The sequence below is a fragment of the Halomonas mongoliensis genome (assembly GCF_052496345.1).
The window spans coordinates 868,869-887,686 of sequence record NZ_CP199288.1 but is presented as its reverse complement, the minus strand read 5'-3'; the positions used below and the strand labels follow the sequence as shown (position 1 = coordinate 887,686).

Here is an 18,818-nt window from a genome sequence, read left to right as displayed (position 1 = left end):
TCAACCGGGCTTTGCGGTAGGGTGAGGCCTTTTCCCCGCGAGAGAGAGTCCCATGAGCCAACCCGGTGAGCTGATCATCGAGCCCCGAAGCGGCAAGCCCGCCGACGCCTGCGTCTTCATCCTGCACGGCCTGGGCGCCGATGGCAGCGACTTCGAGCCCCTGGTGCCGGCGCTTTCACTGCCCGCCGACGCCAGCGTGCGCTTCATCCTGCCCCATGCGCCGCGCCTGCCGGTGACCATCAACGGCGGCATGGTGATGCCGGCCTGGTACGACATCCTCGAGATGAACCTGGGGCGCCGGGTCGATGAGCCCCAGCTCAAGGCCTCCGCCGAGCGCATCCAGGGCCTGGTCCGCGAGCAGATCGGCCACGGCATCGACAGCCGCCGGATCATCCTGGCCGGCTTCTCCCAGGGCGGGGCGGTGGCCTACCAGGCGGCGCTCTCCTTCGAACAGCCTCTGGGCGGTCTGCTGGCCATGTCCACCTACTTCGCCACCGCCGAGTCCATCGAGCTGGCCGAGGCCAATCGCGGTTTGCCCGTCGAGGTGCACCACGGCAGCTTCGACCCCGTGGTGCCCGAGGCGCTGGGCCGCGCCGGCTTCGACAAGGTGAAGGCGCTGGGCTACCCGGCCAGCTATCGCCAGTACCCCATGGCCCATGCGGTCTGCCCCCAGCAGGTGGGCGATATCGGCAGCTGGCTCGGCGAGCGCCTGGCCCGCTGAGGGCTCTGTCAAGCTCGCTGAGGGCTCTCCCAATGTCGCCTCGACAGCCGCGGGGCGGCTCGGCAAACTGAATGACCGATATTTCCAGCACGCCTGCAGGACACGACACCATGAGCAGATCCCCCTTCGCCAACCTTCCCGACGCCCAGGGCTACTTCGGCCGCTTCGGCGGCCAGCTGATTCCGCCCGAGCTCAAGGTGGTCATGGACGAGATCGACGCCGCCTACGAGGAGATCCGCGTTCGCGATGACTTCCAGCAGGAGCTGGCCAGCCTGTTTGCCGACTATGTGGGGCGGCCCAGCCCGATCTTTCACGCCCGGCGCCTCTCCGAGAAGCTGGGCGGGGCCCAGATCCACCTCAAGCGCGAGGATCTCAACCATACCGGCGCCCACAAGATCAACCACTGCCTGGGCGAGGCGCTGCTGGCCAAGTTCATGGGCAAGACCAAGGTGATCGCCGAGACCGGTGCCGGTCAGCACGGCGTGGCCCTGGCCACCGCCTGTGCCCTGGTGGGCATCCCCTGCGAGATCCACATGGGCCAGGTGGATATCGAGAAGGAGCACCCCAACGTCACCAAGATGAAGATCCTGGGCTGCACCCTGGTTCCGGTCACCCGGGGCACCGCGACCCTCAAGGACGCCGTGGACAGCGCCTTCGAGGAGTACCTCAAGGACCCGCAGAACTTCATCTACGCCATCGGCTCGGTGGTGGGGCCGCACCCCTTCCCGAAGATGGTGCGCGACTTCCAGTCGGTCATCGGCCGCGAGTCCCGCGAGCAGTTCCTGGCGCGCCACGGTCGCCTGCCCGACCACGTCACCGCCTGCGTGGGCGGCGGCTCCAACGCCATGGGCATGTTCACCGCCTTCCTCGAGGATGAGTCCGTGCACCTGGTGGGCGTGGAGCCCGCCGGCGAGGGCCTCGATACCCAGCGCCACTCCGCCACCCTGACCCTGGGCAAGCCCGGTGAGATCCACGGCATGGCCTGCTATGTGCTGGAAGACGAGGCCGGCAACCCCATGCCGGTGCACTCCATCGCCTCGGGGCTCGACTATCCCGGCGTGGGCCCCCAGCACAGCTACCTGAAGGAGATCGGCCGGGTTGACTACCAGAGCGCCAGCGACGACGAGTGCCTCGAGGCCTTCCTGACGCTCTCTCGGGTGGAAGGCATCATCCCTGCCCTGGAGAGCGCCCACGCCGTGGCCTGGGCCATGCGCGAGGCGCCCAAGCTGCCGGCGGACCAGCACATCCTGGTCAACCTCTCCGGCCGCGGCGACAAGGACGCCGATTACGTAGCGAACAAGCTCGGCCTGTGAGGCCCGCAGGTGCCTGGTCGAACATTCTGAGGTAGGGTGGAAGCGGGCCCGCAGAGGCCTTTCCACAGGACGCAGGGAGTGTCGTGGCTTGGGCATGGAGAGAATCAGGCAGGCATGGTGGCGCTGGCGGACCGGGAAGCAGGGCGCTTCTCCCGGCCTGTCGGAACGGCTGCTGGCCTACTATCCGGGAGCGGTGATGCTCCTCGACGAGGAGGGCGTGGTGCTCGAGGTGAATCCCGAATTCGAGCGCCATGCGGGGTATCCCGCCGAACAGCTGCTGCGCCGCCGAGCGGTCATCCTCGATGCCGACCCCCTGCACGGCGGCTTCGCCAGGGCCCTGGAGCACTGCCTCACCTCCCGGCAGCCCTGGCAGGGCGTGCTGCTCTGTCGCCGTGCCGACGGCGCCCTGCGCCATCAGACCACCATGATCCAGCCTATTCAGGCGCCCCCTGACGCTTCCCTGCGGCTGCTGGTGATGCAGTATGACGTGACCGGCATGCGCGAGCGCGAACTCCGTGATCGCCAGCTGCTGGCACGGCTCGAGAGCACGGTCGCCCAGCTGCCCGCGGCCATCTTTCGCCTGCATCAGGCGGCGGAAAAGCTGGAGTTTCTCTATGCCAGCGATGGCATCAGGGCCCTGACCGGCCTGGCAGCGGAGCAGGTCATGGATGACGCCGATAGCCTCTTCGGCCTGCTCGTGGAAGGCGAGCGCCAGGCGCTGGAGGTGGGCCTGGCCCAGTCGGCGGTCGGCCTCTCTCCCTGCCAGCAGGCGCTGTGCCTCGACCTGCCGGCGGGGGAGCGCTGGCTGGAGCTGCGGGCCCGTCCCCAGCGTCGTCGCGACGGCAGCACCCTGTGGGATGGCGTGCTGGTCGATATCACCGAACATAAGCAGCGCGAGCGGCAGGTCGAGCGGCTGGTCGGTACCGACATGCTGACCGGCGCCCTCAATCGGCGGGCCTTCTTCGAGCAGGCGGCCGCGCTCCAGGCCCGTGCGCGCCGCCAGGGTCAGGCCATGCCCCTGGCGATGCTGGACCTGGACCGCTTCAAGGCCCTCAACGATACCTACGGCCATGCCGCCGGCGACCTGGCGCTGCAAGCCTTTGCCGCTACCTGCCGGGAGTGCCTGCGCCCCTACGACCTCTTCGCTCGCATCGGCGGTGAGGAGTTTGCGGCGCTGCTGGTGGACGCTTCCCTAGATGACGCCCGGGCCATCCTGGAGCGCCTTCGCGAGGCGGTGGCGGCCATGGTGCTGGAAGTGGAGGGGGCCGATATCCGCTTCACGGTCAGCCTCGGCCTGGCGGTCCTGGAGCCCGAGGCCAACCTCGAGAGCGTGCTGGGGGATGCCGACCGTGCCCTCTATCGCGCCAAGCGTGAGGGACGCAATCGGATTTGCGGGCCCAAGGGCGGGGAGGCGGGAGCCGGTGGGGGTGACCCTCGGTGAGCCTGTCCCTCGCCTGGAGCCTGACGGGGCTGCTGCTGCTGCTGGCGGCCGCCTGCCTGCTCGACCGCCGGCTGCGCCGCGCCTGCCTGGCCTTCGTGGCCTTCGCCCTGGTGATGTCCATCGCCTGGTGGCAGCTGGGGGCGCCCTGGCTGGCCGCCGCGGAGGCGCTGCTCGGGGCGCTGCTCACCGGCGCCGCCTTGCTCCATGCGCTGGGACGGGCCGGCGACGTGCCGCGCCTGCCACCCCGCGACGAGGCGCCGCCCGCGTCGGGGGGCGCTGCGCTGCGCCTGCTGGGGGTGCTGGCCTGGCTGGCACTGGCCGGCCTGGCGGCCAGCTGGCTGCTGGGCGGACGCGGGCTGGTGCCGCCCCGGGCGGCGCTGGCCTCCCTGGTGCCGGCGGGGCTCGCGGTGATGGCGCTGGGCCTCTGGGCCTTCGCCCGCCACCGCCATCTGCTGCGCCAGCTGCTCGCCTTCAATGTGCTCGGCTCCGGGGTCTTCCTGCTGCTGGCCGGACTCGCCGGCACCGCGCCCGAGGTCCAGGGGCTGATCCTGGTGGGCCTGGTGGTGGCGCTGGTCGGCTCGGTGCTGGGGGCGCTGCTGCTGCGTCGCCTCCACGCCCTGGCGGGGCAGGTGAGCCTCGAATCCGAAGGTGAGCCATGAGCGCCTGGCCCAGTGTGCTGCTCTGGGTGACGCTGCTGGCGCCCCTGCCGCTGGGGCTGCTGGCGCTGCGCCATCCGCCGCGGCAGATGCGCCGGGTGGTGCCGGCGGGGGCCCTGCTGCCGCTGATGACCCTGCTGCTGCTGCCGGGCCTGGGGGAGGGGGCCCAACAGGGTTCGCTGAGCCTGGGGGGGCTGGCGCTGCAGTGGCGCCTGGATCCCCTGGCGGCGCTGCTGCTGCTGCTCACTCAGCTGGTGCTGCTGGCCAGCGCTACCTATGCGGTGGGACACCGCCGCGCGGCGCTGCCGGGGGTCGACGCCCATGCCCGCTTCTGGCCGCTGCTGGGCGGCCTGGCGGTGGCCCTGGGGCTGATCTGGGTCGCCGCCGACCTGCTGCTGCTCTACGTGGGGCTCGAGCTGATGGGGCTCACCGCCGTGGGCATGATGCTGCTGCCCGGCAAGGCGGAGGCGATTCGCGCCGGCCTGCGCTATCTGCTCTTTGCCCTGGTGGGCTCCCTGGCCTGGCTGCTTGGCGTGGCCCTGCTGCTGGGCGCCTGGGGCACGCTCTCCCTGGCCGAGCTCGCCACCGTGGCCGAGCCCGATGCGGTCACCCGCATCGCCATGGCCCTGCTGGCCGCGGGGCTGCTGCTCAAGGCGGCGATCTTCCCCCTTCACGGCTGGCTGGCGCCGGTGCACGCCAGCGCCTGGACCCCGGTCAGCGCGGTGCACGGCGCCCTGGTGGTCAAGGGCTCCTTCTTTATCCTGATCCTGCTGTGGCGCCTGCTGCTGCCCGAGGCGGTGACCGCGGCCTGGGCGCTGGGCCTGCTGGGGGCGGCGGCGGTGCTCTGGGGCGGGCTCAAGGCGTGGCGCGCCGACACCCTCAAGCAGGTGGTGGCCTGGTCCACGGTGGGCCAGCTGGGCTATCTGATGCTGGCCTTTCCGCTGCTGGCCGGTGTGGCGGCGTCGGCGGCGGCCCTGGCCTGGCAGGCCACCTGGCTGCAGCTGGCCGGCCACGCTCTGGCCAAGGCGGCGATGTTCATGGCCGCCGGCAACCTGATGCTCTCCACCGGGGCCAGTCGTCTTGAGGAGCTGGCCGGGACCAGCCGTCGCCTGCCCCTGGCGCTGATGACCTTCGGCGTGGCCGCCGTCACCCTGATGGGGCTGCCGCCCAGCGCCGGCTTTACCGCCAAGTGGCTGCTGCTGCAGGCTTCCCTGGAGGCGGGGCAGTGGCTCTGGGCGGTGGTGCTGGTGCTCGGCACCCTGCTCACCGCCGCCTATGTGTTCCGGGTGCTGCGCTGCTCCTTCGTGGAGGAGGCACCGCGCCACGAGTTCCAGGTGCTGCCTCGGGGCACGGATCTCGTCCCGCTGCTGCTGGCCCTGGCCGCCGTGGGGCTGGGGCTGGTGGCCCAGTGGCCCCTGGCACTGCTGCGTGAGGGAGGGGTGCCATGAGCTCGGCCTTCTTCCCGGTGGCCACCCTGGCCACCTCGCTCGCGGCGGCGGCGATCATCTTCCTGCTGCCGGAGGGGGCCTTTCGCGCCCGCACCGGGCTCAACCTGACCGCCGCCCTGCTCAAGGTCGGCCTGGTGGCCTGGATGGTGCGCGGGCTCAGCCAGGGCCACGCCTACGCCGTGGAGTTCCCGGTGCTGGAGGGGCTGGCCTTCGTGCTGCGGGCCGATGCGCTGGGCATCATGTTCGCCGGGCTCTCCTCGCTGCTCTGGCTCTTCACCACCATCTACGCCATCGGCTACCTGGAGGACTCGCCCAATCGGCGGCGTTTCTTCGGCTTCTTCAGCCTCTGCGTGGCCAGCACCCTGGGGATCAGCCTGGCTGGGAACCTCTTCACCTTCCTGATCTTCTACGAGCTGCTGACACTCTCCACCTATCCGCTGGTGGCCCACCGGGGCAATCCGAAGGCGCTGGCGGCGGCTACCCTCTATCTGCGCTTCACCCTCACCGCGGGACTGGTGCTGATGATCGGCATGGTGGCGCTGCACGCCCTGGCCGGGGATATCCGCTTCGGCCAGCGGGAGATCCTCGCCGAGTTCGGCGCCGAGCAGCGCGGCACCCTGATCGCCATCTTCTGGGTGCTGATCGCCGGCCTCGGGGTCAAGGCGGCCCTGGTGCCGCTGCACGGCTGGCTGCCGCGTGCCATGGTGGCGCCGGCACCGGTCAGCGCCCTGCTGCACGCGGTGGCGGTGGTCAAGGCTGGCGCCTTCGGCATCGTGCGGCTGGTCTATGACGTCTACGGTGCCGAGCTCAGTCACTCCCTGGGTCTGCTCACCGGCCTCGCCGCCGTCGCCACCGTCACCATCCTCTACGGCTCCCTGCGCGCCCTGGCCCAGGTGGAGCTCAAGCCGCGGCTCGCCTTCTCCACGGTGAGCCAGGTGAGCTATGTCGTGCTGGGCATCGGGCTCTTCGGCCCCCTGGGCACCATCGCCGCGCTCTCCCACCTGCTGCATCAGGGGCTGATGAAGATCACCCTGTTCTTCTGCGCCGGCAACTACGCCGAGGAACTCGGTATCCACCGCATCGACGAGCTCGACGGGGCGGGGCGGCGCATGCCGCTGACCAGCGTCGCCTTTACCCTCGGCGCCCTGGGCATGATCGGCGTGCCACCCCTGGTAGGTTTCCTGAGCAAGTGGTACCTGGGCACCGGCGCCGTCCAGGCCAGCATGCCCTGGGTGATCGCGGTGCTGATGGTCAGCAGCCTGCTCAACGCCGCCTACTTCCTGCCGATCCTCTACCGGCTCTGGTTCCGGCCCGGCCCCGACCACGGCGTCGGCACCTGGCCCGCGGAGCGCCATCTGGGCCGCCTCGAGACCAGCACCTGGCTACTGCTGCCGGTGGTGGCCACGGCGCTGTTCAGCGTGCTGGCAGGACTCTTCGCCGGGCTGCCCTACACGCCGCTGGAGTGGGCGACCCGGGTGGCCAACCTGGAGTATCTGCCATGAGCCAGGAGATCTTCGCCGCCCTGATGATCGCTGTGCTGCTCTGGCCGCTGCTGCTGGTGCTGCGCGAACCGCTGATGGCGGCCCTGGTCGGGCGTGGCGAGGTGCGCTTTCCCCTTGACCCGCTATGGGCCACGGCACCGCTGCCGGCCCTGGCCCTGGCCGTGCTGGGCGGCGACGGGAGCCTCACGCTGTCGGCCTGGCTGCTGGGCGGCGTCTGGGTGCTGGACGAGCCGCGCCGGGTGCTGCTGGGCTTTACCGCGCTGCTCTGGCTGCTCGCCGGCTGGTATGCCCGGGGCTATCTGGCCGGCGACGGCGAGCGGGCCGTTGCCGGCAACGACAGGGCGGCGTCTCGCCTGGCCCGCTTTGCGCTGCTCTGGCCGCTGACCCTCACCGGCAACCTGCTGCTGCTGCTGGCGGAGGATATCGCCAGCTTCTACCTGGGCTTCGCGGTGATGACCTTCGCCGCCTATGGCCTGGTGATTCACTCCGGCACCCGAGATGCCCTGACCGGCGGTCGCGCCTACCTGATCATGGCGGTGCTCGGGGAGGGGCTGATCCTGGGAGGGCTGCTGTGGGGCGCCGGCAGCCTGGGCACCCTGACCCTTGGCGGCCTGCGCGAGGGGCTCGTCAACCTGGAGCACGGCGTCTGGATCGGTCTGCTGCTGTGGCTCGGTTTCGGCGTGAAGGCGGGGGTCGCGGGCCTGCACCTCTGGCTGCCCCTGGCCCATCCGGTAGCGCCCACCCCGGCCAGCGCCGTGCTGAGCGGCGCCATGGTCAAGGCCGGGGTGGTGGGCTGGATGGCGACCCTACCGCTGGGGGAGCCGGCGGCGACGCAAGGCTTCGTCGAGCTGGGGCGCGCCATGCTCGCGGTGGGGCTCGTCGGTGCCATGGGCGCGGCCCTGATGGGGGTTTGTCAGCGCCATCCCAAGGCGGTGCTGGCCTACTCCAGCGTCAGCCAGCTCGGCATGCTCGCCGCCCTGGTGGGGGCGGGGCTCACCGCGCCTGGTCTGTGGCCGGCGCTGGCGCCCGCGGTGGTGCTCTTCGCCGCCCACCATGGCCTCACCAAGGGGGCGCTCTTTCTCGGCGTAGGCATCGGCGAGCACCCTCCGCGGCTGCCGGCCTGGGCCCTGGCGCTGCTGCTGGCGCTGCCGGCCCTCTCCCTGGCCGGGGCGCTGGGCTCAGGGCTTGCCACCAAGTGGGCCTTCAAGGAGGCGCTCTACGATGGGGGGCATTCGGGGCTGGTGGCCTGGCTCTCCCTGGCCGCGGTGGGCACTACCCTGCTGATGGCGCGGACCCTCTGGTGCCAGTGGCAGGGGGAGCGTCAGGCACGACACAACGGCCTGATGCCGCTCTCCGCCCCCATGCCACTGGCCTGGCTGCTGCTCCTGGCAAGCGGGCTGCTCCTGCCGGCCTGGCTGCCGCTGCTCGGCGCGGAGGGGGGCTCGCCGCCGCGGGAAGAGCTGGCGGGCCTCTGGTGGCCCCTGCTGGCGGGCCTGGCCCTGGTGCTGCCGGCGATCTGGTTCACTCGGCGGGGCGTGTCGCTGGCCTGGCATCGACCGCCGCCGGGCGATCTCTGGTGGCCGCTCTCCCGGGCAGCGGGGCGCCTGGTGGAGGCGGCCCGGGCCGGGGGCGAGCGGCTGGCCGCGATCAAGGGAGGCTGGGTGGCCTGGTGGATGGGGCTTGAGCGTTCGGGGACCGCGGCGCTGGATGCGCTGGGGGAGGGTGAGAGCTGGCTGCGTCGCCACGCTGCCCTGCTGACCATGGCGGTGGCCATCGGCCTGGCCCTGGTGCTGCTGTTCGGCGCCGCCTGAGGTCCTTGCTCCTCAGATCCCTCGGGCCCCGGGCGAACGCGGGTAGCAGGGTGGCGTTCCGGTCACGTCACAGCAGCTCCTCGCCGGCCAGAGCCAGCCGTGAGCGCTCCACGCTCTTCAGGGTCACATGGCCGGCGTGGGGCCAGTCGCGGAAGCGCTGGACCACCGCCGCCATGCCGCAGGTGTTGGCGGTGAGGTAGGGGGTGTCGATCTGGCCGACGTTGCCCAGGCAGACGATCTTGGTGTTGCGCCCGGCCCGGGTGACCAGGGACTTGAGCTGCTTGGGGGTGAAGTTCTGGGCCTCATCGATGATCAGGAAGGTGTCGTTCAGGGTGCGACCGCGCATGAAGCCCGGGGCGCGGATCTGCACCCGGGAGCCGAGCAGCTGGCGGGTGGCGCCGTTGTCCCAGCTGGAGCCGCCATCCTCGTCGCGCAGCAGGTTGTCCATGTTGTCGTGGAAGGCGCCCATCCAGGGTGACATCTTCTCCTCCTCGGTGCCGGGCAGGAAGCCGATATCTTCGCTCATGGAGATGGGGGCTCGGGTGAAGACGATGCGCTCGAAGCGCTTGCTGTCCAGGGTCTGCTGGAAGGCCGCGGCCAGGGTCATGAAGGTCTTGCCGGTGCCGGCGCTGCCGGCGATGGTGACCAGGTCGATCTGGTCATCCATCAGCAGGTTGAGGGCGAAGTTCTGGCGGCAGTCGCTGGCATGCACCCCCCAGACGCTGGCGCCGTGGCGGTAGTTGGTGAGCAGCGCCAGCTGGGCGCGGCGGGGGCCCACCTCGCGCACCACGGCCTCGAAGCCGGCCTCGCAGTCACCGTCGGCCACCAGCATGCCGGGGTGCCAGTCGGTGGGAATCTCGCCGCCGAGATGGTAGGTCACGCGGCGCTCGTCGCGTTCCACGTTGACCTCCAGCGCCAGGCCGTTCCAGAGCTCGCTGCCGGCGTCCGGGTAGACGCGCACTCCCTCCAGCATGGCGTCGCTGTCATCGAAGACCCGGTCGGTCAGGTAGTCCTCCACCGGCACGCCCAGGGCGGCGGCCTTGACCCTCAGGTTGATGTCCTTGGTGATCAGGATCACCGAGGCATCCTGGCGCTCTCGGCAGAGCCGACAGGTCTCGGCGAGAATGCGGTTGTCGGGGCTGTCGTCGAGACCGGTACGGGGCTCCAGGTCCGTGTAGCAGAGCAGCCGCAGGCGTCCCTCGGGGCCGTTCAGGCGCACAATGGGAATGCCGTCGCGGATCTGTTCGAGTCCGACGTTGGCGGTGAGGTCCGAGAGGGTGCGGCTGACCTGGCGGGCGGTGCGGGCGATCTCGCGAGCGCCATTCTTGTGCTTGTCGAGCTCCTCGAGCACGGTCATGGGGATGACCACCTCGTGCTCATCGAACTGGTAGAGGGCGGCTGGGTCGTGGAGCAGGACGTTGGTGTCCAGCACGTAGAGACGGGTGGCCTTCTTGTCGATGCGTACCATCGCGCAGCTCTCCTTTGGTCGCGAGATGGACGTCATGTGACGTCCCTATGTCGACACTGTCAGCGCACGATGTCAGGAAAGTGACAGGGCCGACGGTGTCGTGCGGCGCTGATCCTCCCTCCTGTTGCCTTGGACAGACGGCGGGGCAGCGAGTGCCCCACCCGTTTCCCGAGCATGGTCCGCGCCCCCGGAGCTGGCAAGATGCGTCTCTCGCGAAGTCTCAACGCAGGCCGCCTATTCGGTATCCCGGTAGACGCTCTCCACCTCCAGGGTGGAGTGGCTGCCCAGCGCTTCGAAGTGCTCGGCGAGCCAGCCTTCGGCGGTGTGTCGCCCCGCGTCGCGCAGGTGGCAGAGGAAAGGCCACTCGGCGTTCATCTTGCTCGAGACCGAGAGCTTGCCCAGGGTCTCGTCGCCGGCGATGCGGTGGAAGAGGGTGCCGGCATAGCAGCCGATATCCACGCCCTGGTCGCCGAGCAGGCGCTGCAGCATGGCGATCATGCGCACCTCCTTGATCAGCGAGGCGTTGAAGGTGATCTCGTTCAGGCGGTTCATGATCGCCGCGGCGCTGGTGGGCAGCTCCTCCCGGTAGATGGGGTTGATCTGCACGATGACGATGTCCCGGGTGCCGCAGTGCTCCATCAACGGCATCAGCGAGGGGTTGCCCATGTAGCCGCCGTCCCAGTAGGCCTCGCCGTCGATCTCCACCGCCTGGAAGACCGTGGGCAGACAGGCCGAGGCCATCACCGCATCCACGCTCATCTCCTCCCGGGTAAAGATGCGCTGCTTGCCGCTGCGCACGTTGGTGGCGGTGACAAACAGCTTGAGGTCTGGGCAGCGGCGCACTCGCTCGAAGTCGACCCGCTCCTCCAGAATGTCGCGCAGCGGATTGAGATTGAAGGGGTTGAACTGATAGGGCGAGACCAGTCGGCTCATCAGGTCCATGGCGATGTAGCCGGGGGAGTGGTCGAGGCTCCAGTTGCCGGTGAGCATGTCCAACGGGGTGCGCCTGATCGGGCTGGTCATGCCGGCGCGGCTCACCGCCTGCCAGAAGTCGTGGAGGGCCTGACGGGCGGTGTCGCGGTCGCCCCGGGTGAGGGCGTCGGCCATCACCACGCCGTTCATGGCCCCGGCGCTGGTGCCGCTGATGCCCTCGATCTCGATGCGTGAGTCCTCCAGCAGGCGGTCCATCACGCCCCAGGTAAAGGCGCCGTGGGCGCCGCCGCCCTGCAGGGCCAGGTCGATCCGTTTGGTGTTGCTCATCTGAGTTCCTCTTCAATCAGTTAGTCCGCCAGGGTCAGAATGCGGCAGTGCAGCATCCCAGCATAACGTTGCGCGGGGCGGGCGGTCATGTCCAGCCGCTGAGCCACTTCACGATACGCACCGCACTCCATTGAATCGAAAGGGAGTCGTTGGCTTTCTGGGCCGCTTTCACCCGCCGAGTGCCTCATGTCCGTGACACTTCCGCTGCCGTTTCGGCATGGCGTCTCGCCTCATGCAGGCTGGAGCCCTCTTGGTGATGCAAGAATTTACTCAATACAACAATGGGTTGCAGAGAGTCTTCGTCTGGGTGGCACGCATTGTGCGTTGTTAAGTGCGCTGCGAGCGGGCATTGGCATTCAAGGGTACGGCTGGATGGCGCTGAATACCTGTTCGCAGTCTTGCCAAGCAAGAACAACACAGTCGGAACAGGATACGGAGAGAAGATCATGAAGAGATATCTGGTAGTGGCAGGCACGCCCCTGTTGGCCCTGGCCTTCGCCATCTCGACGGCGCATGCCAACCCGAGCGCCGGAGTGGCGGACACCGTGGATCAGGAGGTGACCTCCACGGCAACAGCGACAGGCGGCAGCAGCGGCGGTGCCGGCGGCGGAGATGGCTTCGGCCTTGGTGTTGGTGGTGGTGGCGCCGGCGGCAACGCCAACGGCGGCAGCAACGATGACACCTTCTTCGGCGGCGGCGGTGATGGCGGTACCGGCGGTGCGGGCACCGGCGGCTACGGGGCTGGCACCGGCACCGGCGGCGGCGGCGGCAGCGTCGGCCGCGGCGGCGATGCCTGGGCCATGAGCGAGTCCTATAACACCTCCACCAGCGTCATCTCCCTGCAGGAGATGAGCTCCACGGTCAATGGCTCTGGCATCACCATCAACGCCGGCGCGGGTGCTACGGGCGCGAGTGGCGGTGCCGGTGGTGATGCGGGCTCCATCAACCTTGGCGTCGGGACCGGCGGTGACGGCGGTGGTGGCACCGGCGGCGGCGGTGGCGCTGGCGGTGAGGCCGTGGCCAATGCGGGCAACGGCGATGACGGCGGTGATGCCACCGGGACCGGCCTGGGCCTGGGTCTTGGCCTGGCCAATGGCGAAGGGGGAGCGGCTGGCGCTACGGCTACCTCCACGGCCACCTCCACGGCAGGCAACGAGGATGCCGGCGATGGCGGCTTCCTGGCGGCTGGTGGCTCTCAGGATGCCGCCTCCGAGGCAGGCTCCGGTGCCACGGCATCAGGCGGCACCGGCGGTGATGGCACCGGTACCGGCAGCGGTGATGGAAGCGGCACCGGGACTGCCACGGCGGGTGCCGGCGGTAGTGGCGGAGATGCCAGCGCCGTGGCCGGCAACGGCGGCAATGGCGCCAGCGGCGCCGGCGGCGGCGGCGGTGCCGGCAGCGGCTCCACCGGCGATGCCATGGCCTCAGCCGGTAACGGCGGTGCCGGTGGCAACGGCGGAGCCGGTGGCAACGCCAACCTGATGACCGGGGCGGCCAACGTCAACGTGGCGTCCGGGGTGTTCGGTGGCATCAACAACATGAACGTCTCCACCGGGCTCTACAACTCCCAGGTCGCCGGTACCAACGTCGCGGCCCACAGCAGCGTGAGCATCGGCAACTAACCTGTCGGGGCAGATACCCGACCCTGAAAGCGGAAGCCGGCGGCACAGCGCTGCCGGTTTCCGCGGCTCTCGAAACACTCTATCCGAGCACTCTATCCGAGAGAGGCAGACCATGAAGAGACACGACGTCGTGGCAGTGACAGCGGAGCGTCCGGGAGCCAGTCGGCCGGCAGCCGGCATCCTGCTGGCCACCGTGGTACTGGTTGCATCCACGTCCCTGATGGCCGATGGCCGCGAGGCAGGGCCCGACAGGGGGTTTGCTGCGCTGGAGCAGCTGGATCTCGAGTCGATGGCATCGACCCGAGGTCGAGAGGGCACCGTGATGCATTTCAAGACCGCCCAGAGCATTCAGAACATGCAGGCCATCGTCAGCGATACCCAGGTCTCGGTGGTGAACGGCGACATGGTGTCGGGCAACATCCGCTTCGACAACAATGCCATGGGAAACTACAACGGCACGGGAATCTTCAGTGCCGTGACCGGCCACGGCAATGCCATCAATAATGCGGTAGGCATCAGCATCTTTATTTCGGCCGACTAGGCAAGGCCGACAAGGGCTCCTGGAGCAGGACGCCGGGAGCGGGTGACTCTCAGGGGAGATCATCATGTCATCTGGAGTTTTCTTGACCTGGCCCGGGTGTTACCGGGTGCGTCGTCTGTCGGCTGCGCTGCTGCTGCTCGGCAGTGCGCTGGCCGCGGCGCCTGCCGAGGCAGCGAGCCAGGTCACCATTGCCAGCCACTTCGGCACCTTTCAGGTGCCAGCCAGTAGCCTTCAGGAGATCGGCTGGAAGCGGGTGGTGCCGCAGCAGTATGACTTCAGCTGCGGCTCTGCGTCGGTGGCCACCCTCTTGACCTACCACTACGAGCGGCCGACCAGCGAGGCCGAGGTCTTCGAATGGATGATCCGGGCAGGCGACGTTGAGCAGATACAGCAGCATGGCTTCTCGATGCTGGACATGAAGCGCTACCTGGATCACCAGGGGCTCGATTCCGACGGCTTCCGTATCTCCCTGGACGACTTCCTGCGCATCGGGGTGCCCGCCATCACCATGGTCGATACGGCCGGCTATCGACACTTCGTCGTGGTGAAGGGAATCGACAGCCAGCATGTGCTGGTGGGTGACCCGGCCGCCGGGACCCTGGTCGTTCCCCGTGATCATTTCGAGACCCTCTGGAACGGTACCGTGCTGGGTGCCAGGGCCGACCTGGAGGTGGCCCAGCGCCACTTCAACCATGAGCGAGACTGGGCCGTACGCCCGAGCTCCCCCCTGGATCAGGGGGTTCGCCGAGTGGGCATAGGGGCCAGCCTCCTGACGCTACCTGCCAGCAACGAATTGGGGCGCTGAACCATGACCTCCTATCAGAGACAGAATTACCGCGGGAGTCAGCGGCTGGCGTCCTTGCCTGGAGGCGTAGCCAGCTGCCGCTGGAAGGCTGCCGTGCTGCTGTTCGGCTGCTGGACGCTGATGGCGCTGGAGGCGTCGGGCAGCGAGCGCTTCTGGGCCGAGGCGTGGGGCGAGCACGATGTCTACTACCGTGGCGAGGTGCTCGAGGAGGCGGCGCTGGACGAGCTTCGGGGCGGCTTTCGCCTTGGCGGCATGGAGCTCGCCTTCGGGGCTGAGCTGACGACCCTGATCGATAACCAGATCCAGCTGGTCTCGCTGGTCAATATCACCGCCTCCGGTGTCGATCTGGTGTCCCGCACCCTGAGCGACCCGACGGGCCAGGCCACCCTGGTGGGGCCGGGAACCGGCATCCGGATCAATGACCTGACGCCCAATGGCGTGGACCTGACGGGGCTGGCCGGCTTCTCCGGTGTGGCCCTGGAGGATAGTCGGGGCTTCACGGCGGCGCTTCACCAGGTCACCAACCAGGCGATCATGAGCGGTGTGGTGACCAACGCCTCAGGTGCGGCCATCGACCAGCGCGTCGAGATCCAGGTGCAGGTCGGCAATATCGGCAGGCTGCAGATGGCGCGCCAGCGTCAGGCGATCGTCGATGCCTTCCCGGGGCTGCTGCGCTGAAGGAGTGTGAGAGAGGGCCATGGGGTCGCCGGTAGCGTCAGCGCCGGCGAGGATAGAGCAAGGCCGCGGCCAGAGCGCCGCGGCCTCGTCGTTATGGCTCGTCGTTGTGGTGTGGGCTCCCGGCCGGCGAGGAGTCTTAGAACAGGTTCATGCCGAAGGGCACACGCAGGGTCAGGACCGTATCCGGTGCATCATCGGTGATGCCAAACTCCAGGTTCAGGTTGATGGCCGTATCGGGGTTGAGCTGGTAGGACCAGCCCAGCAGCAGGGCGCCCACGTTGAGGGTGTTGGAGCTCTGGGTGGTGGAGCGGCCGGTGGTGGGGTCGAAGTATTCGGTACGGGTCTTGCCGATGAAGTCGTTCTTGTAGCCCAGGGTGAAGGAGGTCCGCGGGTTGATGGCGTAGGCCATGCCGAAGCTGACGCGCACCGCATCGCCCGGGTCGACCTTGCCCACGAAGATCTCGTCGCCGACGGCGCGGTTGACGTTATCGCTGAGGTTGTAGGTGTAGCCGAGGTTGGCGAAGTAGACCGCCGGAGCCGAGGGGAAGAGCACGGTGAGGCTGGGTTCGATGGCCTGGAAGCCAGTACCGGTCGGCAGCTCTCGCGGCGAGCCGGCGCTGTTACGCTCGATATCGAAGGGGCCATCGCCGGTGGTGGACTTGTAGCGCAGGTTGCCGATATAGATGGGGCGCCCCTCTCGAGCCCGGTTGAGCTGGTAGTGGGCGGCGATCTCGATATCGCCCAGGCCATGGTTGGAGAGGGTGCGGTCGATATCGAAGGCGGGATCTACCTCTGCCACGCTGACACGAGAGGTCTCGTCGCGATAGACATAGGGCACCTTCATCTCCAGCTCGAGCCGGTCGGTGACCCCGAGGCGACCGGTCAGGGCGGTCATGTAGCTGTCGCGGTCGACGTCCTGGGCGGTGAAGACGCCGATCAGCAGGGTGCTGAGAATCTCGACGCCCTCGAAGGTCATGCGGTTGATGCTCTCGTGGGTGTACTGGAACTCCGGCTCCAGCATCAACCGCCCCCTGGGCGTCAGCACGCCGCCATACTCCGCCATGGACTGGACGTTGAACTGCACCTCCTCGGGAGGGGGCTCCTGGCCGACCGGCTGTATCTCCTGCTGAGCCAGAAGTGGCGCGGCACCGGCCAAAGAGGCGATGCCCGTCACGCTGATGATGAGACGCTGGTAGGGAGTCATGATGGCATTTCCTGTTCCTGTGTCGAGTTAGGCGCGCTCCTCGAGCGTACGGTGGATATGGTGCTTCTCGATCAGTCGGTAGAGGGTCGCCCGGGACACCCCGAGCTCGCGTGCCGCGTGCAGCACCTGGTGCCTGTTACGCGCCAGGGCGGCGATGACCGCCTCGCGCTCTGCGCTGTCCCGGATCATTTCCAGAGACACCCCCTCTCGTGAGAGGCCATTGCGCCTCTCCAGGCCAAGGGCCGCTGGTGTGATCAGGCGCTGCTCGCACATCACCATGGCCCGTCGGACCCGGTTGATCAGCTCCCGGACGTTGCCCGGCCAGGGGTGCTGGCGCATGGTGATCAGGCTGTCGTGACTGAAGCCACGCAGGCGGCAGGAGGCCTCACTCCGGAACTGCTGAAAGAAGTGGCTGGCCAGCTCCTCGATATCTTCCGGTCGCTCCCGAAGCGGTGGTGTTCTGGCCTGCAGGACGTTGAGTCGATGGTAGAGATCTTCCCGGAAGCGGCCCTCCCGGACGGCAAGCTCCAGGTCGATATGGGTCGCGGCAAGCACCCGGACATCCACCTCGCTCTCACGCTGGGCGCCAAGCCGAAGAAAGCGGTGATCCTCCAGAAAGCGCAGCAGGTTGACCTGAAGCTCGAGGGGGAGATCACCGATCTCGTCGAGGAAGAGGGTGCCCCCCGCGGTCGACTCGATGATCCCGACCTTGCGCCGGTCGGCGCCGGTGAAGGCCCCCTTCTCGTGGCCGAAGAGTTCCGACTGGATCAGCCCGGCGGGCAGTGCGCCGCAGTTGATCGCATTGAAGGGGCCCGCCCGCCGAGACGAGCGCTCGTGGATCATCCTTGCCGTCAGCTCCTTTCCCGTGCCGGACTCCCCCGTGATGAGTACCGGAGCATCCACCATGGCAATCTTCTCGATATCCCGGAGCAGCCTCTGGATAGCGGGAGAGTTGCCGACCAGAGTGACACCCGGTCGGGAGGGCGCTGGCTTGCCAAGTGCGGAAGAGGCACGCTTGAGCAGAGACGCCATGGCAAGCGTGCTCTCCAGCACATGGTTGGCCTGGTCGGGGCGAAGGGGAAGGGGTAAGCAGGCATGACAGTGGCGAGCAATGAACCTGGTGGCTCGCTCGTCCTGGAAACTTCCGGGAGGCAGCAGCGCAACCCAGAGAAGGTCTGGCACCAGGTTGAGCAGCCTCTCCAGCTGATCCAGCTGACGGGGAGGGCGGATATGGGGGCCTTCCAGCAGGATGATTCCCAGAGGCGGCGGGCAGGCGCCCAGGATCCTTTCGGCCTCTGTCAGGCAGCCGGTGCGAAGAAACTGCCATGAGTACTGTGGCATCGACAGCGCCGTAATCCCTGCCGGTCGATGGTCGCCCAGCAGCAGGACCCGGCGTGATATGTCCCTCATCGTCCCTGTTTCCGTCTGTTGTCTCTCGATATGTTGGCCAGGTCCTGTGCCCCGGTGCGGCCGGCAGGGATAATACGCCTGCCGCCGTCATTCAGGGGGAGGGCTTGGCGGCCAACCTCAGGAAGCAAGGGAAGTGTTGTCGGCGCCCCATGAATTGTAAAGCATGAGTTTTGTATGGTTATTTTCAGTAATCAATTCCGGGCCATATCGACGACTGAGCAGAAGAGTTGATAAGTGCACGGCGTGTTTATCATGCTGATAATGGGCAGTCGGAGGATGCTTTTCCTTCTTTATCTGGTGATGAAGATCATGATTTAGCTTGGCTGATTTTCATGCTTTTAAGTGAGGAGCCGGCTGCTGTCGGCCCCTTCTTCCGTTAGCGCCTGTTGTCAGGCCTGGATCCACACCTCGTCGCCCTTGAAGCTCACCTGCCAGGTGCGCAGGGTGACGGCTTCGTCCTCCAGGCACTGGCCGTCTTCCAGGCGGAAGTGCTGCTTGTAGAGCGGCGAGGCGACCACCGGCTGGCCCTTGAGGTCGCCGACGATGCCGCGGGCGATGACGTTGGCGCCGGAGAAGGGGTCGTGGTGGTCGATGGCGAAGAGCTCCTGGGCGTGGCCGGGCAGCTGCGACCTGTTCGGGTCGCTTGGCCGCGACGTGTTCGGGTCGCTTGGAAGGTAGAAGATCGCCACCTGGGCGGGGCCTTCCGGGGTTTCCACCCAGGCGGCGACGCCGGAGTAGGGCACCAGGTCGGCGCGGGGGCAGAGGGGTTGCCAGGTCTGGGTCATGGTGTGGGCGGCGGTAGCGGTGGTCATGAAAAAACTCCTGGTTCGGTCGACAAAGGGCGCCTGACGGCGCCAATCGCCCGGCGGAGCCGGCCTCCCACAGGATTCCCCCACCGCGGTGGGAGAAACGCCTTGTGGGAGGGCGCTTTAGCGCGC

General features: G+C 68.3%; 16 protein-coding genes. 11 read left to right on the top strand and 5 right to left on the bottom strand.

Annotation, left to right across the window (positions count from 1 at the left end; translation table 11 throughout):
• Positions 1 to 52: 52 nt before the first annotated feature.
• From ACRYRV_RS04035 to ACRYRV_RS04005, 7 genes are all read left to right on the top strand, one after another.
• On the top strand, positions 53 to 721 hold the full coding sequence (locus ACRYRV_RS04035; protein ID WP_309636194.1) for an alpha/beta hydrolase: 669 nt from the start codon (positions 53 to 55) through the stop codon (positions 719 to 721).
• Positions 722 to 831: 110 nt separating this feature from the next.
• Entirely contained in the window at positions 832 to 2,034 is a 1,203-nt protein-coding gene (trpB, locus tag ACRYRV_RS04030) for a tryptophan synthase subunit beta (RefSeq protein WP_253449956.1), read from the top strand.
• 94 nt (positions 2,035 to 2,128) lie between these two features.
• Positions 2,129 to 3,475, top strand: coding sequence for a sensor domain-containing diguanylate cyclase (locus tag ACRYRV_RS04025; RefSeq protein WP_309636195.1), 1,347 nt, complete (start codon positions 2,129 to 2,131; stop codon positions 3,473 to 3,475).
• Positions 3,472 to 4,134, top strand: a complete 663-nt coding sequence (locus ACRYRV_RS04020) for a hydrogenase subunit MbhD domain-containing protein (protein ID WP_309636196.1) — start codon at positions 3,472 to 3,474, stop codon at positions 4,132 to 4,134. The genes ACRYRV_RS04025 and ACRYRV_RS04020 overlap by 4 nt, the downstream gene beginning before the upstream one ends.
• A complete protein-coding gene (locus tag ACRYRV_RS04015) occupies positions 4,131 to 5,579 on the top strand; it encodes a complex I subunit 5 family protein (RefSeq protein ID WP_444985880.1) in 1,449 nt (482 codons plus the stop codon). The genes ACRYRV_RS04020 and ACRYRV_RS04015 overlap by 4 nt, the downstream gene beginning before the upstream one ends.
• Complete coding sequence (locus ACRYRV_RS04010; protein WP_444985881.1) at positions 5,576 to 7,081, top strand: complex I subunit 5 family protein; 1,506 nt, start codon at positions 5,576 to 5,578, stop codon at positions 7,079 to 7,081. Before ACRYRV_RS04015 ends, ACRYRV_RS04010 begins: the two co-directional genes overlap by 4 nt.
• The gene (locus ACRYRV_RS04005; protein WP_444985882.1) at positions 7,078 to 8,892 is read left to right on the top strand and encodes a proton-conducting transporter transmembrane domain-containing protein; all 1,815 of its coding nucleotides are present in this window, start codon (positions 7,078 to 7,080) and stop codon (positions 8,890 to 8,892) included. The genes ACRYRV_RS04010 and ACRYRV_RS04005 overlap by 4 nt, the downstream gene beginning before the upstream one ends.
• Before the next feature lie 67 nt (positions 8,893 to 8,959).
• On the opposite strand, the gene ACRYRV_RS04000 is transcribed toward ACRYRV_RS04005, so the two are convergent.
• Positions 8,960 to 10,360 carry a PhoH family protein gene (locus ACRYRV_RS04000; RefSeq protein WP_444985883.1) on the bottom strand — a complete coding sequence of 467 codons (1,401 nt, stop codon included), beginning with the start codon at positions 10,358 to 10,360 and terminating at the stop codon, positions 8,960 to 8,962.
• Positions 10,361 to 10,594: 234 nt separating this feature from the next.
• The gene (locus tag ACRYRV_RS03995) at positions 10,595 to 11,620 is read right to left on the bottom strand and encodes a patatin-like phospholipase family protein (RefSeq protein WP_444985884.1); all 1,026 of its coding nucleotides are present in this window, start codon (positions 11,618 to 11,620) and stop codon (positions 10,595 to 10,597) included.
• A gap of 446 nt (positions 11,621 to 12,066) precedes the next feature.
• Here ACRYRV_RS03995 and ACRYRV_RS03990 point away from each other — a divergent pair, with 446 nt between their 5' ends.
• The 4 genes from ACRYRV_RS03990 (at position 12,067) to ACRYRV_RS03975 (ending at position 15,266) form a co-directional block, all read left to right on the top strand.
• Positions 12,067 to 13,242, top strand: a complete 1,176-nt coding sequence (locus ACRYRV_RS03990) for a hypothetical protein (RefSeq protein ID WP_309636202.1) — start codon at positions 12,067 to 12,069, stop codon at positions 13,240 to 13,242.
• A gap of 112 nt (positions 13,243 to 13,354) precedes the next feature.
• Entirely contained in the window at positions 13,355 to 13,783 is a 429-nt protein-coding gene (locus tag ACRYRV_RS03985) for a hypothetical protein (protein WP_309636203.1), read from the top strand.
• Positions 13,784 to 13,889: 106 nt separating this feature from the next.
• A complete protein-coding gene (locus ACRYRV_RS03980) occupies positions 13,890 to 14,588 on the top strand; it encodes a C39 family peptidase (RefSeq protein WP_444989167.1) in 699 nt (232 codons plus the stop codon).
• 93 nt (positions 14,589 to 14,681) lie between these two features.
• The gene (locus ACRYRV_RS03975) at positions 14,682 to 15,266 is read left to right on the top strand and encodes a hypothetical protein (protein WP_309636205.1); all 585 of its coding nucleotides are present in this window, start codon (positions 14,682 to 14,684) and stop codon (positions 15,264 to 15,266) included.
• A gap of 136 nt (positions 15,267 to 15,402) precedes the next feature.
• Here the strand turns inward: ACRYRV_RS03975 and ACRYRV_RS03970 are convergent, their stop codons facing one another.
• The 3 genes from ACRYRV_RS03970 to nirD all read right to left on the bottom strand — a co-directional run bounded on the left by ACRYRV_RS03970 (position 15,403) and on the right by nirD (position 18,692).
• Positions 15,403 to 16,470 carry a transporter gene (locus ACRYRV_RS03970; protein WP_309636206.1) on the bottom strand — a complete coding sequence of 356 codons (1,068 nt, stop codon included), beginning with the start codon at positions 16,468 to 16,470 and terminating at the stop codon, positions 15,403 to 15,405.
• A gap of 27 nt (positions 16,471 to 16,497) precedes the next feature.
• A complete protein-coding gene (locus ACRYRV_RS03965) occupies positions 16,498 to 17,880 on the bottom strand; it encodes a sigma 54-interacting transcriptional regulator (protein WP_444985886.1) in 1,383 nt (460 codons plus the stop codon).
• Between the two features lie 389 nt (positions 17,881 to 18,269).
• The gene (gene nirD / locus ACRYRV_RS03960; RefSeq protein WP_444985887.1) at positions 18,270 to 18,692 is read right to left on the bottom strand and encodes a nitrite reductase small subunit NirD; all 423 of its coding nucleotides are present in this window, start codon (positions 18,690 to 18,692) and stop codon (positions 18,270 to 18,272) included.
• Positions 18,693 to 18,818: the final 126 nt, after the last annotated feature.

Excerpts from the sequence above, each read along its gene's own strand:
- ACRYRV_RS04035 (WP_309636194.1), top strand. The coding sequence starts at position 53 with ATGAGCCAACCCGGTGAGCTGATCATCGAGCCCCGAAGCGGCAAGCCC.
- trpB (WP_253449956.1), top strand. The coding sequence starts at position 832 with ATGAGCAGATCCCCCTTCGCCAACCTTCCCGACGCCCAGGGCTACTTC.
- ACRYRV_RS04025 (WP_309636195.1), top strand. The coding sequence starts at position 2,129 with ATGGAGAGAATCAGGCAGGCATGGTGGCGCTGGCGGACCGGGAAGCAG.
- ACRYRV_RS04015 (WP_444985880.1), top strand. The coding sequence starts at position 4,131 with ATGAGCGCCTGGCCCAGTGTGCTGCTCTGGGTGACGCTGCTGGCGCCC.
- ACRYRV_RS04010 (WP_444985881.1), top strand. The coding sequence starts at position 5,576 with ATGAGCTCGGCCTTCTTCCCGGTGGCCACCCTGGCCACCTCGCTCGCG.
- ACRYRV_RS04005 (WP_444985882.1), top strand. The coding sequence starts at position 7,078 with ATGAGCCAGGAGATCTTCGCCGCCCTGATGATCGCTGTGCTGCTCTGG.
- ACRYRV_RS04000 (WP_444985883.1), bottom strand. The coding sequence starts at position 10,360 with ATGGTACGCATCGACAAGAAGGCCACCCGTCTCTACGTGCTGGACACC.
- ACRYRV_RS03995 (WP_444985884.1), bottom strand. The coding sequence starts at position 11,620 with ATGAGCAACACCAAACGGATCGACCTGGCCCTGCAGGGCGGCGGCGCC.
- ACRYRV_RS03990 (WP_309636202.1), top strand. The coding sequence starts at position 12,067 with ATGAAGAGATATCTGGTAGTGGCAGGCACGCCCCTGTTGGCCCTGGCC.
- ACRYRV_RS03985 (WP_309636203.1), top strand. The coding sequence starts at position 13,355 with ATGAAGAGACACGACGTCGTGGCAGTGACAGCGGAGCGTCCGGGAGCC.
- ACRYRV_RS03970 (WP_309636206.1), bottom strand. The coding sequence starts at position 16,470 with ATGACTCCCTACCAGCGTCTCATCATCAGCGTGACGGGCATCGCCTCT.
- ACRYRV_RS03965 (WP_444985886.1), bottom strand. The coding sequence starts at position 17,880 with ATGAGGGACATATCACGCCGGGTCCTGCTGCTGGGCGACCATCGACCG.
- nirD (WP_444985887.1), bottom strand. The coding sequence starts at position 18,692 with ATGACCACCGCTACCGCCGCCCACACCATGACCCAGACCTGGCAACCC.